The 15,255-nt window shown below is 37.9% G+C and carries 17 protein-coding genes; all 17 read left to right on the plus strand.

Features of this window, described 5'->3' with window-relative positions; genetic code table 11:
• Window positions 1-12 precede the first annotated feature (12 nt).
• The 17 genes from trmFO (at window position 13) to ACIQZG_RS03265 (ending at window position 15,219) form a co-directional block, all read left to right on the plus strand.
• Window positions 13-1,326 carry an FADH(2)-oxidizing methylenetetrahydrofolate--tRNA-(uracil(54)-C(5))-methyltransferase TrmFO gene (trmFO, locus tag ACIQZG_RS03185; RefSeq protein ID WP_402753719.1) on the plus strand — a complete coding sequence of 438 codons (1,314 nt, stop codon included), beginning with the start codon at window positions 13-15 and terminating at the stop codon, window positions 1,324-1,326.
• A 299-nt stretch (window positions 1,327-1,625) separates the two neighbouring features.
• A complete protein-coding gene (gene xerC, locus ACIQZG_RS03190; RefSeq protein WP_402753720.1) occupies window positions 1,626-2,525 on the plus strand; it encodes a tyrosine recombinase XerC in 900 nt (299 codons plus the stop codon).
• Between the two features lie 27 nt (window positions 2,526-2,552).
• Window positions 2,553-3,098 carry an ATP-dependent protease subunit HslV gene (gene hslV / locus ACIQZG_RS03195; RefSeq protein ID WP_402753721.1) on the plus strand — a complete coding sequence of 182 codons (546 nt, stop codon included), beginning with the start codon at window positions 2,553-2,555 and terminating at the stop codon, window positions 3,096-3,098.
• On the plus strand, window positions 3,098-4,501 hold the full coding sequence (gene hslU, locus ACIQZG_RS03200; protein WP_402753722.1) for an ATP-dependent protease ATPase subunit HslU: 1,404 nt from the start codon (window positions 3,098-3,100) through the stop codon (window positions 4,499-4,501). The genes hslV and hslU overlap by 1 nt, the downstream gene beginning before the upstream one ends.
• A gap of 86 nt (window positions 4,502-4,587) precedes the next feature.
• Complete coding sequence (gene codY / locus ACIQZG_RS03205; RefSeq protein WP_402753723.1) at window positions 4,588-5,367, plus strand: GTP-sensing pleiotropic transcriptional regulator CodY; 780 nt, start codon at window positions 4,588-4,590, stop codon at window positions 5,365-5,367.
• A gap of 354 nt (window positions 5,368-5,721) precedes the next feature.
• Window positions 5,722-6,114 (plus strand): flagellar basal body rod protein FlgB, encoded by a 393-nt coding sequence (gene flgB / locus ACIQZG_RS03210; protein WP_402753724.1) that lies wholly within the window; start codon window positions 5,722-5,724, stop codon window positions 6,112-6,114.
• Between the two features lie 3 nt (window positions 6,115-6,117).
• Window positions 6,118-6,579: a flagellar basal body rod protein FlgC gene (flgC, locus tag ACIQZG_RS03215; RefSeq protein ID WP_402753725.1), complete on the plus strand. Its 462-nt coding sequence runs from the start codon at window positions 6,118-6,120 to the stop codon at window positions 6,577-6,579.
• 25 nt (window positions 6,580-6,604) lie between these two features.
• The gene (gene fliE, locus ACIQZG_RS03220; protein ID WP_402753726.1) at window positions 6,605-6,910 is read left to right on the plus strand and encodes a flagellar hook-basal body complex protein FliE; all 306 of its coding nucleotides are present in this window, start codon (window positions 6,605-6,607) and stop codon (window positions 6,908-6,910) included.
• 77 nt (window positions 6,911-6,987) lie between these two features.
• Window positions 6,988-8,583 carry a flagellar basal-body MS-ring/collar protein FliF gene (fliF, locus tag ACIQZG_RS03225; protein ID WP_402753727.1) on the plus strand — a complete coding sequence of 532 codons (1,596 nt, stop codon included), beginning with the start codon at window positions 6,988-6,990 and terminating at the stop codon, window positions 8,581-8,583.
• Window positions 8,584-8,598: 15 nt separating this feature from the next.
• Window positions 8,599-9,612 carry a flagellar motor switch protein FliG gene (gene fliG / locus ACIQZG_RS03230; RefSeq protein WP_402753728.1) on the plus strand — a complete coding sequence of 338 codons (1,014 nt, stop codon included), beginning with the start codon at window positions 8,599-8,601 and terminating at the stop codon, window positions 9,610-9,612.
• Window positions 9,605-10,390: a flagellar assembly protein FliH gene (gene fliH / locus ACIQZG_RS03235; RefSeq protein ID WP_402753729.1), complete on the plus strand. Its 786-nt coding sequence runs from the start codon at window positions 9,605-9,607 to the stop codon at window positions 10,388-10,390. The genes fliG and fliH overlap by 8 nt, the downstream gene beginning before the upstream one ends.
• A 5-nt stretch (window positions 10,391-10,395) precedes the next feature.
• Window positions 10,396-11,721, plus strand: coding sequence for a flagellar protein export ATPase FliI (gene fliI / locus ACIQZG_RS03240; RefSeq protein ID WP_402753730.1), 1,326 nt, complete (start codon window positions 10,396-10,398; stop codon window positions 11,719-11,721).
• The gene (gene fliJ, locus ACIQZG_RS03245; RefSeq protein WP_402753731.1) at window positions 11,722-12,171 is read left to right on the plus strand and encodes a flagellar export protein FliJ; all 450 of its coding nucleotides are present in this window, start codon (window positions 11,722-11,724) and stop codon (window positions 12,169-12,171) included.
• A gap of 25 nt (window positions 12,172-12,196) precedes the next feature.
• Window positions 12,197-12,805, plus strand: coding sequence for a MotE family protein (locus tag ACIQZG_RS03250; protein ID WP_483869780.1), 609 nt, complete (start codon window positions 12,197-12,199; stop codon window positions 12,803-12,805).
• A 30-nt stretch (window positions 12,806-12,835) separates the two neighbouring features.
• The gene (locus ACIQZG_RS03255) at window positions 12,836-14,137 is read left to right on the plus strand and encodes a flagellar hook-length control protein FliK (RefSeq protein WP_402753733.1); all 1,302 of its coding nucleotides are present in this window, start codon (window positions 12,836-12,838) and stop codon (window positions 14,135-14,137) included.
• Between the two features lie 2 nt (window positions 14,138-14,139).
• Window positions 14,140-14,832 carry a flagellar hook assembly protein FlgD gene (flgD, locus tag ACIQZG_RS03260; protein WP_402753734.1) on the plus strand — a complete coding sequence of 231 codons (693 nt, stop codon included), beginning with the start codon at window positions 14,140-14,142 and terminating at the stop codon, window positions 14,830-14,832.
• 15 nt (window positions 14,833-14,847) lie between these two features.
• The gene (locus tag ACIQZG_RS03265) at window positions 14,848-15,219 is read left to right on the plus strand and encodes a TIGR02530 family flagellar biosynthesis protein (RefSeq protein ID WP_402753735.1); all 372 of its coding nucleotides are present in this window, start codon (window positions 14,848-14,850) and stop codon (window positions 15,217-15,219) included.
• Window positions 15,220-15,255: the final 36 nt, after the last annotated feature.

Genomic DNA, 15,255 nt, shown 5'->3' on the forward strand with positions numbered 1-15,255 from the left:
GATGGTAAGAACATGACTGAACAAATAGTAAACGTAATTGGTGCAGGCCTTGCTGGAAGTGAAGCTGCATGGCAAATAGCAAAGCGTGGCGTGAAGGTTCGCTTATATGAAATGCGTCCAGTAAAGCAGACGCCTGCTCACCATACTGATAAATTTGCTGAGTTGGTATGCTCTAACTCACTTCGCGCAAATACATTAACAAATGCTGTTGGTGTCATTAAGGAAGAAATGCGTACATTAGACTCTGTTATTTTAAAGGCAGCAGATGCATGTTCAGTACCAGCAGGTGGTGCACTTGCGGTTGACCGACATGAGTTTGCTGGTTATGTAACAGAAGCGGTGAAAAATCATCCACTTGTAGAAGTAATTCATGAGGAAGTAACTGAAATTCCAGAAGGTATTACAGTAATCGCAACAGGTCCACTTACTTCTAAAGCATTAGCAGAAAAAATTCAAGTGTTAACAGGTCTTGATTATTTATACTTCTATGATGCAGCGGCGCCGATTATCGAAAAAGATAGTATCGATATGGACAAAGTGTATTTAAAATCCCGCTATGATAAAGGGGAAGCGGCATATCTAAACTGTCCGATGACAAAAGAAGAATTTGACCGTTTCCGCCAAGCATTAATTGAGGCTGAAGTTGTACCATTAAAAGAGTTCGAAAAAGAAATTTATTTCGAAGGTTGTATGCCAATTGAAGTGATGGCAGCTCGTGGCGAAAAAACAATGTTATTCGGTCCGATGAAGCCAGTCGGTCTTGAAGATCCGAAAACAGGTAAACGTCCATATGCAGTTGTTCAATTACGCCAAGATGATGCTGCTGGTACACTATATAATATCGTAGGTTTCCAAACGCATTTAAAATGGGGACCGCAAAAGGAAGTATTACAATTAATTCCCGGTTTAGAAAATGTAGAAATTGTACGATATGGCGTAATGCATCGTAATACGTTCATTAACTCACCGAAAGTGTTAGAAAAAACATATCAGTTACGTGAAAATAAAAATATTTTCTTTGCAGGCCAAATGACTGGTGTAGAAGGCTATGTGGAATCAGCAGGTAGTGGTTTAATTGCTGGAATTAACGCTGCACGTTTAGCACTTGGACAAGAATTATTAGTCTTCCCATTTGAAACGGCATTAGGAAGTATGGCGCGTTATATAACAGAAGCGCAATCGAAAAACTTCCAACCGATGAATGTAAACTTCGGTATTTTCCCAGAATTACCACCGGGACGTCGTTCAAAACCAGAGCGAGCAGAAATGCATGCAACACGTGCTTTAGAATCAATTCGAAATTTTGTGAATTCGCAGACAATTTAATTGCAAAAAGCCTCTTAAAGTTGATATACTTTTAGAGGCTTTTTGTTTTTGTAAATGCGTAAAATACTTACTTACACTGAATTTACTATTTTATATGATGTTTTTCTCAAATTACAATGTTTTTTACTTGCTATATTACGTATATAGGTATAGTGTCAATATGTATGTTTTTTGGCGAGTACTATAGAAAATATTATGGGAATTTTTCGTGAGTGACAGTCGTTATTCGTGGGAAAATCTTGATGCCATGTTTTACTTGAGTGAAGTTTTCGAATAATCACATTGGTGGTGAATGTTCCATGTTAGTTTCGTCCCAACAAGCACTAGAGCAATTTATGCTTTATATACAGGTTGAGAAAAACTTTTCTGTTCATACGGTGCGAGAATATGAATCGGACTTATTAGACTTTTTAGCGTTTTTGAAAGCAGAGAATGTAAATGATTTAGCAAGTGTTGAGTATATACATGGGCGTCTTTATGTAACGAAATTGTACGATGAAATGAAAGCAAGGTCTTCAGTTTCTAGGAAGATTTCATCGATTCGTTCTTTTTTTCGTTTTTTAAACAAACAGTATGGGTTGGATGACGCAGCATTTCGTTCCCTCTATCATCCTAAAAAGGAATCTCGGTTACCAAGCTTTTTCTATGAAGAGGAATTAACACAACTTTTTGAAGCGAATATAGGAAGAGACTTGAAATCACTACGTAATATGGCGATTTTAGAATTACTCTATGCAACAGGTATTCGTGTTAGTGAGTTAACAACAATTACAATGAATGATGTGGATTTTCATTATTCAATCGTTCGTGTAATGGGAAAAGGTCGAAAAGAGCGTATAATTCCGTTTGGGCAGTACGCTAGCGAAGCGATGATGGATTACATAGAGCAAGCGCGACCGATGCTTATGAAAAATACGAATCATCAACATCTATTTGTCAATATGCGTGGTGGGGAACTTACACCTCGAGGCGTGCGTTATATTTTAAATGAAATGATTGACAATGCATCACTTCATACGAAGATATATCCGCATATGTTACGTCATACATTTGCGACCCACTTACTTAATAATGGTGCGGATTTACGAACGGTGCAAGAGTTACTGGGGCATGCGCACTTATCTTCAACGCAAGTTTATACACATGTTACGAAGGAACATCTTCGCCAAACATATATGAATGCTCATCCAAGAGCATAGGAATAGAGGCTAAGGAGGACAAGACGAATGGGACAAATTCATGCGACTACGATATTCGCAATCCATCATAATGGTGGTTGTGCGATGGCAGGTGATGGGCAAGTGACTTTAGGAAATGCAGTTGTTATGAAGGGCACTGCTAGAAAGGTCAGACGTCTGTTTAATGGTCAGGTGCTAGCTGGCTTTGCAGGTTCAGTAGCCGATGCTTTCACACTTTTTGAAATGTTCGAAGCGAAACTCAATGAATATAACGGAAATTTACAACGAGCTGCAGTCGAGGTAGCAAAACAATGGCGAGGCGATAAGATGTTACGCCAACTCGAGGCTATGTTACTTGTTATGGATAAAAGTACACTGTTACTTGTGTCAGGAACAGGAGAAGTCATAGAACCTGATGATGGTATTATAGCGATTGGTTCAGGTGGAAACTATGCATTATCTGCCGGCCGTGCACTGAAGAAACATGCTGGTAATACAATGGGGGCTCATGAAATTGCGAAAGCGGCCCTTGAGACAGCAGCTGAAATTTGTGTGTTTACGAATCATAATATTATCGTGGAGGCGCTTGACTAATGACAAAACAAAATTTAACACCAAGACAAATTTCTGAGCATTTGGATCGTTATATTGTCGGACAAAATGAAGCGAAACGAGCTGTGGCAATTGCGCTCAGAAATCGTTATCGTCGTTCACTATTAAGTGATGAGATGAAAGCTGAAGTGAATCCGAAAAATATTTTAATGATTGGACCAACTGGTGTTGGGAAAACTGAAATTGCGAGAAGAATCGCGAAGCTAACGAATGCGCCATTTGTTAAAGTGGAAGCAACAAAGTTTACAGAAGTAGGTTATGTTGGTCGTGATGTTGAGTCAATGGTGCGTGATTTGGTTGAGTCATCTCATCGCCTTGTAAAAGAGGAAATGATGGAGTCTGTACAAGAACAAGCTGAAGAGTTAGCGAATGCTGCGATTGTAAAACTGCTTGTACCATCTTTACGGAAAAAACAAGCGATGCAAAATCCTTTTGAAATGCTATTTGGTGGCGGGAAAGAACAGCAAACATTTGAAGATTCTTCATCTGAAGAAACAGAAGTGCGTTCAAAACGTGCACAAATTGCTATTGATTTACGTAATGGTAAATTAGAAGAGGAATGGGTAACTGTTGAAGTAACAGAACAAACTCCTTCTATTTTTGACGCATTGCAAGGTACGGGGATGGATATGTCAGGGAATAATGGCATGCAAGATATGCTATCAAGCCTGATGCCGAAAAAACAAAAGAAACGCCGTGTGCAAGTAAAAGATGCACGACGTATTTTAACCATTGAAGAAGCAAATAAATTGATTGATTCGGATGAAGTAGCGCAAGAGGCGATTTCTCGTGCCGAACAGTCAGGTATTATTTTTATCGATGAGATCGATAAAGTTGCGAGCAAAAATGATCACTCTTCTGCAGGTGTTTCCCGTGAAGGTGTACAAAGAGATATTTTGCCAATTGTAGAAGGCTCTACGGTAACAACGAAGTATGGTGCAGTGAAAACGGATTATATGTTGTTTATCGCTGCTGGTGCATTCCATATGTCTAAACCGTCAGATTTGATACCCGAACTGCAAGGACGATTCCCTATCCGTGTGGAGCTTGAAAAATTAACAAAACAAGATTTTGTACGTATTTTACAAGAACCAGATCAATCACTCATTTTGCAATATCAAGCATTATTAGCAACTGAGGGTGTAGAAATTGAGTTTGCTCAAGATGCAATTGAACGCATTGCGGAAATTGCAACAGAAGTAAACCAAGAAACTGATAATATTGGTGCGCGTCGTTTGCATACGATTTTAGAACGCTTACTTGAGGAATTATCCTTTGAAGCATCTGAAATTTCACCAGCCCATATTGCGATTACAGCAGCATATGTCGATCGAAAATTAGCTGGAATCGTCAAGAATAAAGATTTATCACAGTTTATTTTGTAGATAAGTTTGATTAAGATCAATCAATTGTGGAAACCTTTAGAATATTAAGTGAATATTCTTCGGGCTATTTATAGGAGGAACATATAATGAATTTATTAGAAAAAACACGTAAAATTAACTCGATGCTTCAAGCATCTGCTGGTAAACCAGTTAACTTCAAAGAAATGGCAGATACTTTAGGCGATACTATTGATAGCAACGTATATATTGTTAGCCGTAAAGGTAAACTTTTGGGTATCTCTATTCATCAACAAATTGAAAATGAACGTATGAAAAAAATGTTTGAAGAACGTCAATTCCCAGAGGAATATACACATAATTTATTTACGATTACAGAAACATCGTCTAACTTAGACATTAACAACCCTCATACTGCATTCCCGGTAGAGAATAAAGAAATTTTCCAAAATGCTGTAACAACAATTGTACCAATCGTTGGTGGCGGTGAACGTTTAGGGACATTAATCCTTGCACGTGTATCTGCTCAATTTGAGGATGATGATTTAATTTTAGCTGAATACGGTGCAACTGTAGTTGGTATGGAAATTTTACGCGAAAAATCAGAAGAAATCGAAGAGGAAGCGCGTAGTAAAGCTGTCGTTCAAATGGCGATTAACTCACTTTCTTACAGTGAATTAGAAGCAATTGAACATATTTTCGAGGAGCTTGATGGTACTGAAGGACTGCTTGTAGCTTCTAAAATTGCCGATCGAGTTGGCATTACACGCTCAGTTATCGTAAATGCATTACGTAAACTAGAGTCAGCTGGTGTAATTGAATCACGCTCGTTAGGAATGAAAGGTACTTACATTAAAGTACTAAATGATAAATTTTTAAACGCATTAGCAGAAATTAAAATGAAGTAAGTAGTTGTAATTAGATGGTATAGATAGGTTCCGTTTCGGTGGAACCTATTTTTTTTTGACTGGAAATTGTGTCGAAATTAGTAACTGTAAAATATAGTGAAAGTTGTATGACTATTATAGTAAACACTCTAGATTCAGTGTTTACCTAGGGAAAAAGGATGAAATATAGCGAAAAACAGCATCAGTAAATGGTAAGAATGATTTGTCCCGGATTTTTTTTGTAAAAAATAGGGCGGAAAGACTATTAGAAAATGACAAAAGACAATAGACACTAGGTAGCATCTTAATTACAATTGTATTATTGAATAGACAACGTATTTAATAGATTGAAATAAAAAAAGAGGTGAATGGTTTTTGAATTTATTTGGAGGAACTATTAGTAGCCTGGAAAATGGACTTTCCTATGCAACACTAAATCACAAAACAATTGCAAATAATATTGCGAATGTCGATACGCCTAATTACAAGGCGAAAGATGTAAATTTTAAGAATATGTTGGAAGAAGAGAAACGGAATTCAATTTCCGCATATCGAACTGACGTAAGACATTATGATTTTTCTATAACACAATCTACACCAGGTGTTAGCAATATTGATAATTTACGATATCGAAACAATGGTAATGGTGTCGATATGGATGCTCAACAAGCGAAAATGGCAGAAAATCAGATTTACTATAATGCGCTGATTGATCGTATGAATGGAAAGCTTAATACATTAAATACAGTTATTAAGGGAGGTAAGTAATAAATGTCGATTTTTCACGGAATGAATACTACAGCTTCGGCACTAACAGCACAGCGCTTACGCATGGATGTTATTTCGTCAAATATGGCGCATGTAGACACAACTCGCGCGAAACAAGTTAATGGCGAGTGGGTTCCATACCAACGCAAATCAGTGACGCTATCTGCGCAAGAAGGGGGATTTTCAAAATTCCTAAATGTTGCGATGGGTTCAAATTCAAAAAGTGCTGTAGGGAACGGTGTTAAAGTAACGGAAATAAAAGATGATACAGAAACTCCTTTCAAACTTGTATATGATCCGACACATCCAGATGCAAATGAAGATGGCTATGTAAGTATGCCGAATGTAGACCCATTGAAAGAAATGGTCGACTTAATGTCTGCTACACGATCATATGAAGCAAATGTGACTGTGTTTAATGCAAATAAAGCAATGTTAACAAAAGCATTAGAAATCGGTAAATAATACAATTTAGAAAGGATGATACATAATGGCGATTTCGTCCGTTTCACTAATGACACCTACTCAGGTAGTAAATGAAACAAATAAGTTAAATCCGACACCTTATGAAGCGCAGCAAAGTTTTGCTAATTCATTAAAAGAGGCTATTGCGAAAGTGAATGATCAGCAAATAACTTCTGATAATCTTACTCAAAAGCTAATAAATGGTGGAGATGTAGAGTTGCATGAAGTGATGATTGCATCACAAAAAGCAAGTATTACGCTAAATGCAACAATTGAAGTTCGCAATAAGGTGATTGAAGCTTACCAAGAAATAATGCGTATGAGTGTCTAACTTTATTTAGCGGGTAAGTACACTGTTAGTGCGAATTATTGATTGCTAGGTTATTCACTATAACCGGAGGATTCATAATGAATGAACGACTGACGAGAATAAAAACCGACGCCAGCCAATTTTGGACAAGTCGGAGTAAAAAACAAAAGGGTGTAATGATTGGTGCTGTAGTAGTTGTTATTTTACTTGCTGCTCTCATTACAATGATGGTAACCCGTACTACATATGTAACTTTATACAAAGATTTATCGACGCGGGAAATTGGTCAAGTAAAAGAAGCTCTTGATGCCCAAGGCGTAAAATATGAAATTGCACCAGGTGGAACATCCATTTTAGTACCTGACAATCAAGTGGATTCATTACTTGTACAGCTAGCTTCAGAAGGATACCCACAAACAGGGTCGATTGATTACTCATTTGCCAATAGTTCAGGCTTTGGTATGACGGATAATGAATTTAATATCTTGAAGCTGGCTTCTACTCAAACGGAGTTAGAAAAATTAATTAAAAACCTTGAAGGTGTTAAAGACGCAAAGGTCATGATTACACAACCTGAAAAAGGTGTGTTCGTAACAGATGTTACCGAAGAGGCGAGTGCATCAATTGTACTTAACACGGATCCAGGTTATAAATTTACAGAGCAACAAATCTCAACAATGTATAATTTAGTGTCAAAAAGTATTCCAAACTTAAACACTGATAATATCGTGATTTCTAACCAATATTCTGAGTACTTTGATTTGAATGCTGCAACAGCTGATGCAACATCAACAACAACAGCAGCTGGTCAATTACAAATGAAGAAAATGGTAGAGCGTGATTTACAACGCCAAGTACAAAGTATGCTAGGCACATTAATGGGACAAGACAAAGTTCTAGTTTCTGTGACAACAGACATTGACTTTAAAAAAGAAAATCGTGAAGAAAATATCGTAACCCCTGTTGATGAAGAGAATGGGGAAGGGATTGCAATTAGCACCCAACGTATTTCGGAAACGTATTCAGGTACAGGTGCAGGAGCAGCTACAGGTACACCAGAAGCTGAAACAACAACAGATAATTTCACAACGTATAGCGAAGGTACGGCAGGTGACGGAGAATATGAACGTACGGAAGAGACAATCAATAACGACGTCAATCGTATTCGTAAAGATATTCAAGAAGCACCTTATAAAATCCAAGATATCGGAATTCAAGTAGTAGTTGAACCACCGACTGCAGGTGATGCAGCATCTTTACCAGATGGCGTGCGTGAAGATATCGAGAAAATTTTAAGTACAATCGTTCGCACAACGATTTCAAATGATGTAACTGGTGAATTAACACAAGAACAAATTGATGAAAAGGTAGCTGTTTCAATCCAACCGTTATACGGAAAATCTACGGAAGTGGCTAACGAAAAATCAGTTATTCCTTGGTGGATTTGGGTAGTTGGTGGTATTTTATTAGCTGTAATACTATTATTAGCATTCTTCATTGTCCGTTCACGTAAGCGAGCAAAAGAAGAAGAAGAACTAAGTATTCTTGAAGAACAAGAAGAGCTTATTGTTGATGACATTAATGAGGAAATTGAAACGGAAGCTACAGTACGCCGTAAGCAACTTGAAAAAATGGCTAAAGATAAGCCAGATGATTTTGCGAAGTTACTGCGTAGTTGGATTGCTGAAGACTAACTAGGAGGTTCGGCTGTGTCCAAGAAAGATAAGGAATTAACCGGAAAACAGAAGGCCGCACTCTTGTTAATTTCACTAGGGCCTGAGGTTTCTGCTTCTGTCTATAAACATTTATCTGAAGAAGAAATCGAACGTTTAACGTTAGAGATTTCGGGTGTTAAAAAGGTAGAAGCAAATGTAAAAGAAGAAATTATCGAAGAATTCCACAATATTGCTCTTGCGCAAGATTATATTACGCAGGGTGGTATTGGTTATGCGAAAACAGTTTTAGAAAAAGCGTTAGGGGTAGAGCAAGCACAAACGATTATTAACCGTTTAACATCTTCTCTACAAGTACGACCTTTTGATTTTGCAAGAAGAGCAGACCCATCACAAATTTTTAACTTTATTCAAAATGAGCATCCTCAAACAATTGCGTTGATTCTATCTTATTTAGAAGCAGGGCAAGCGGGTGTTATCTTGTCCTCCTTACCACAAGAAGTACAAGCTGATATTGCAAAGCGTATTGCGATGATGGAATCGACTTCTCCAGAAGTAATTAGTGAAATCGAATCTGTGTTAGAACGTAAACTATCATCTACTGTAACGCAAGATTACACAGAAACTGGTGGCATTGATGCAGTGGTAGAAGTGTTAAATGGTGTAGACCGTCAAACAGAAAAAACAATTCTCGATGCACTCGAAATCCAAGATCCAGAGCTTGCAGAAGAAATTAAGAAACGTATGTTCGTGTTCGAAGATATCGTTACTCTCGACAATCGTTCGATTCAGCGCGTAATTCGTGATTGTGAAAATGAAGATCTACTTCTTTCTATGAAGGTGTCAAGTGAAGAAGTAAAAGATATTATTTTCCGTAATATGTCACAACGTATGGCTGAAACGTTTAGAGAAGAGATGGAAATTATGGGACCTGTACGTTTACGTGATGTAGAGGAAGCCCAATCTCGAATTGTTGCCGTTATTAGACGTTTAGAGGACGCTGGTGAGATTATCATCGCTCGTGGTGGAGGAGATGACGTAATTGTCTAGAATTATTCGTTCCATCTATACACAGTCTATTGACGATAACGTTAAAGAGATAAAAATCCGTGATATGTTTGAAATACCCGAAACAGAGGATGATGAAACCTCTGAAATCCAAATTACTTTAGACGATGTACTTGCAGAGCGTGACCGTATACTCACAGAGACTAGGGCAATGTTACAAGCAGAACGCGAATCATTTGAACAGGACAAGCAACAACATTTTCAAGAGATTGAGCAATTGAAACTTTCCTGGGAAGAAGAGCGCCCTATACGTGTCCAAGAGGCTTATGATGAGGGGTTTGGTCAAGGCTATGAAGATGGCAATAACAAGGCTACAGAGTCTATGTCTGCGTCATTAAAAACAGCAAACGATGTTATTGTACAGGCGCAAGAAAATGCAAGAAAATACATCGAAGATCAAGAGGCAGTTATTTTAGAACTAGGGTTAACAGCGGCGGAACGTATTATAGGTACTTCTTTAGAGCGAAGTGATGAATTATTCGTTTCAATCGTGAGAAGAGGATTAAAAGAGGCACGTGAGATGAAGGCAATTAAAATCTATGTGTCGCCAACTTATCATGCACTCATTACAGCAAATCGTGATGAGCTAGCAGAAATGTTCCCAACAGATGTTCCGTTCATGATTTTTGTTGATGAAGATTTAGACCATGAGACAGATTGCTTTATTGAAACAAACCATGGGCGCATTGTTGTTAGCATCGATGAGCAACTTAATGAACTTAGATTGAAATTAAGTGAAATATTAGAAAGTAAGGAATGATCTTGATGAAAACGGCTCAATTAATCGAACAAATTCCTAATATATCAACTTTTAAAAAGTTTGGTAGAGTAACGAGAGTTGTCGGCTTGATGATTGAGTCGCAAGGTCCAGATAGTTCAATTGGTGATGTTTGTAAGATTCATGTGGATACTGTGAAAAATGGACAGCAAATTATTTTAGCGGAGGTAGTGGGCTTTAAAGATGAAATTGTAGTATTAATGCCTTTTACCTCATTGCGTGAAATATCAATTGGCTGTTTAGTGGAAGGTACTGGTGCTCCACTTGAAGTAAAAGTAGGACCTGAATTAATTGGGAAAGTACTTGATTCAATGGGCAATCCAATTGATGGAACGATTTTACCAAAAGGATTAATGACAGTACCAACAGAACAGGATCCACCCAACCCGTTAACACGACCACCTATTAACGAAAGGTTAGAAGTAGGTGTAAAAGCTATAGACGGAATGTTAACAGTTGGCAACGGTCAACGTGTTGGTATCTTTGCCGGCTCAGGGGTCGGTAAAAGTACCTTGCTCGGCATGATTGCCCGCAATACACAAGCAGATTTAAACGTTATTGCCCTAGTCGGAGAGCGTGGGCGTGAGGTACGGGAATTTATCGAACGAGATTTAGGACCGGAGGGTTTAAGTCGTTCGATTGTTGTAGCAGCTACTTCAGATCAGCCCGCGTTAATGCGGATTAAAGGAGCATTCACAGCTACAGCAATTGCAGAGTATTTTAGAAATCGTGGACTTAACGTCATGCTCATGATGGATTCCGTAACACGTGTTGCAATGGCTCAACGAGAAATTGGACTCGCTACAGGTGAACCACCTGCACAAAAAGGGTATACACCATCTGTATTTGCCATCCTACCTAAACTTCTAGAGCGTACGGGTACGAACGAAAAAGGTTCAATCACCGCGTTTTATACAGTATTAGTAGATGGTGATGATATGAATGAACCAATTGCCGATACAGTACGAGGAATTTTAGATGGACATATTGTACTCGACCGTAATCTAGCAAATAAAGGGCAGTATCCGGCTATAAACGTTTTGAAAAGTGTCAGCCGTTTAATGAATCATGTAGCAGAGTCAGAGCATAAACAAGCTGCGGAGCGCTTACGTGAGTTGTATTACACGTATGACAAATCCGAAGATCTAATAAACATTGGTGCATATAAACGTGGTACATCAAAAGAAATTGATGAAGCCATTTATTATGAGCCACTCATTACTTCTTATTTGAAACAAGGGTATTTGGATAAAGTAACACTTGAAGAAAGTAAGAACGAGTTAATTACACTATCGAACGGTGGTGGCAAGTAGATGGTCCTATACCAATACCGATTTGAAAAAGTACTAACAATTCGTGAGCAAGAAAAGAATGAAACGGAAATTGCGTATAAAGAGTCTGTTCGTTCATTCGAAGAAGTGGCAAATAAACTTTATGAATTGCTTAAAAAGAAAGAGAACTTAACAGAGTATCGACAAGAGCGATTAGCTATTGGCTCATCGATTGAAGAGATTAATCATTACGCTCGTTTCATTGACAGCTTGGAAAAAACGATAGCTGATGTACAGCAAAAAGTCGTGCAAGCTCGTTCGAAAATGAACTGGCATGAAGAAAAATTATTAGAAAAAAACTTGGAAGTACGTAAATTTGAAAAAATGCGTGAAAAAGATTTTATAGCATATCAACAAGAGGAAGACCGTGTTGAAAACATTTTTTTAGACGAGATTTCATCACTTACGTATTACAAGAAAGAAATCAGGTGATTTCATGGCAAAAAGTGAAAATCGTATTGCGAAAAAAGATAATCGAATTGCAAAAGAATTAGTGGAACAACAACCGAAACGCAAGTCAGGTATTTTTCTAAAACTGTTTGCGTGGGTATTAATACCAATTATGTTTGTCGTAGCAATTCTACTTGTTGTTTCAACACTATTAAATACAAATGTCTTCGATTTAGGACAAAAAGCTGTGGAAAGCTTACCGTTCGTAGAGTCGGAAAAAGATAAGGCAATTGAAGCGGTAGCTAGTAACGATTCAAAAGTTGTAGGGTTACAAGCTGAAATTCAAGAAAAAGAAGCTGAAATTTCCCAACTACAAAAAAAGTTGGATTCAACAGCTACTGAAAAAGAACAGCTAATCATAGAGCAAGAGAAATTACTCTTTGAAATTGAAAAATTAAAAAGAGAACAAGATGATGTGAAGCGAGATTTCAGTGATATTTTATCAACATTTGACAAAATGTCTGCTAAAGCGTCATCGAAAGTACTGATTAAGATGAGTGATGCGGAAGCACTTCGTATATTAACAAATCTTAAGCCAGATAAGTTAGCGGCAATATTAGAGAAAATGGAACCACAAGATGCGGCAAAATATACAGAACTGATGTCTAAACAATAAAAAGTTTCGTATGAAAAGGAGGTGAAAAACATGAATATTGGAATGATGCAAATGATGTCAGCAAAAACGGTGGCGCCTAAACCATCAGCTCCTGTGGCAACGTCAAGCACGAATAAAAGTACTAATACACAAGTAGATGCTACTTCTTCGAAAGAAAGTATGTCGAAATTTGGTTCTGTATTTGATAAGGTCATTTCGTCCACGAATCAGGCTAACCAAAATATACAGCAAACGGAAGTGCCAGATGAAGCGGGATTAGCGGAGTTAGCAGAACTATTAAATGCAGAGTCTCTCGAGGAATTACTTGATTTACTAAATATTCCGCATGATGATGGATTATTAATGTTACAAGTAGGAGAAGACGGTGAGGTAATTGCAATTGATGAAATGTTAAATTTGGAAGATTTAATGGCTGCACTCAATATCAATGCTGAGCAATTGCTACAAGTTGTTCAACAATTATTAGGTGAAGATCAACAGGCTAGTGATGTTTGGGAATTACTTGCACTAGTAGGTGAACAAGCTCCATTATTACAGACACAAATTGTTTCTGCATTACAAGGAGAAGAACAAGTAACGCCTAAAGAAGTGAATCAATTACTACAGTTGTTGAAATTAGCTGAATTAGTGAGCCAAAAAACGGATCTAACAGCACCACAAGAAAATTTACTTACAACGGCAAAAAACTTCCTGACGACAATGCAAACACAAGTCGAAACGATTTTAACTGCGCAGCAAGTGACAACAAAAACAACTGTGACGTTACCGCTACAAGGCTTCCAACAAGTAGCCACACAAGTAGTGCAAACAACACAACAAACTGATACATCTGCAAACGAAGTGGTTACGGCAAATACTGTGCAAACAAAGCCAGATACATTCCAAGTAACGTTGCCAGCAGCAAAGCCGGCACAACCTGAAGCTTTACTAAAAGAGATGCAAGCGATCATTAATAAAGCACAAATCTCAAATGCACAGGGTATTACTCGCTTAACATTAAAACTATATCCTGAAAACCTTGGGACAATTCGAATCGAGCTTGTACAAAACGATGGCGTATTAACAGCACGATTACTTGCGTCAACATCGCACGGCCGAGAGTTACTTGATAGTCAATCACAACAGTTGAAATTAGCTTTTGCACAACAAAATATCCAACTTGACCGACTTGATATTGCTCAATCATTACAAGACGCAGATCGCCAACAACGTGATCAAAATTTCTTCAATAACTTCTTTAAGCAACAACAGCAAGAAGAACAAGAAAATAAGCGTGATGATGAAGAAGAAACAATGTCATTTAGTGATTATTTAATTAATGAGGAGGTGTAAATATGCCGCAACAATTAAAGCCGTTAGAATCGGGAGCGGTTACAGAGAGTCTTTATCTGTCGAACTATCAAAAACCAACAAAACAAACGGGGAATAGTGAACTTGGTAAAGACGCATTTTTAAAATTATTAATTACACAATTACAAAATCAAGACCCGACAAATCCAATGGATGACCGTGAGTTTATTGCGCAGATGGCACAGTTTTCTTCTTTAGAACAAATGCAAAATATGACAAAAGCGATGGAGTCTTTACTAGCTTCTCAACAGCAAACGCAGTTAATGAACTATTCAACTTTTGTTGGCAAAGAAGTGAAATGGCATGAGTTAACAGCGGAAAAGGATGAAGCAGGAAAATTCATCACTAAAGAGGGTACAGGGATTATTGAGTCACTTAAATTTGTAGATGGTTTAGCTGTATTTATTTTAGAAGATGGGAAGGAAATATCTCCTGGTAATATTTCAGCTATCCTGAGTAGTACAGGAAATAATACAGATGGTGGTACAACTGTTGATAAAGAGCCACCACTAGTTCAAGCGAGTATGCTTATTGGGAAAAATGTAACATATAAAGATGGTGAGCAGGAAGTACAAGGCCGAATCGTTTCGGTTTCGGAAAAAGACGGTATTATACATTATGAACTTGATAATGGGAATAAGTTAACGGGTAAGGACTTTACTGTAGTTAGTGAATAGAGGCGGATGATTAAGATGGACAAATTTGCAATTCATCGTGTGCCATTGCAGCCACTTATCCGTCAATCACAACCGACGCCTATTAAGTCTCAACAATCGTTTTTAACGCATTTACAAGAAGCTACAAAGCAGCAAGAGTTGAAGGTGAGCAAACATGCGAATGAACGTATAGTCGAGCGCAATATTGCAATTTCTGAGCAAGAGTGGCAAGTTGTCTCAGAAAAAGTGTTTGAGGCACGTCAAAAAGGTGTGAACCAACCATTAGTCTTGATGGATCAAGCGGCTTTAATTGTCAGTGCAAAAAATGCGACTGTCATTACAGCGATGGACCGCACGGAAGCAAAACAACAACTATTTACAAATATTGATGGCACGATTGTGCTATAAGGCTGGACCTTCTGATGTAAGGAAGCCTAAGTGTTG

Origin of the sequence: Lysinibacillus sp. NPDC096418 (assembly GCF_044762775.1) — a bacterium.
Taxonomy (GTDB): domain Bacteria; phylum Bacillota; class Bacilli; order Bacillales_A; family Planococcaceae; genus Lysinibacillus.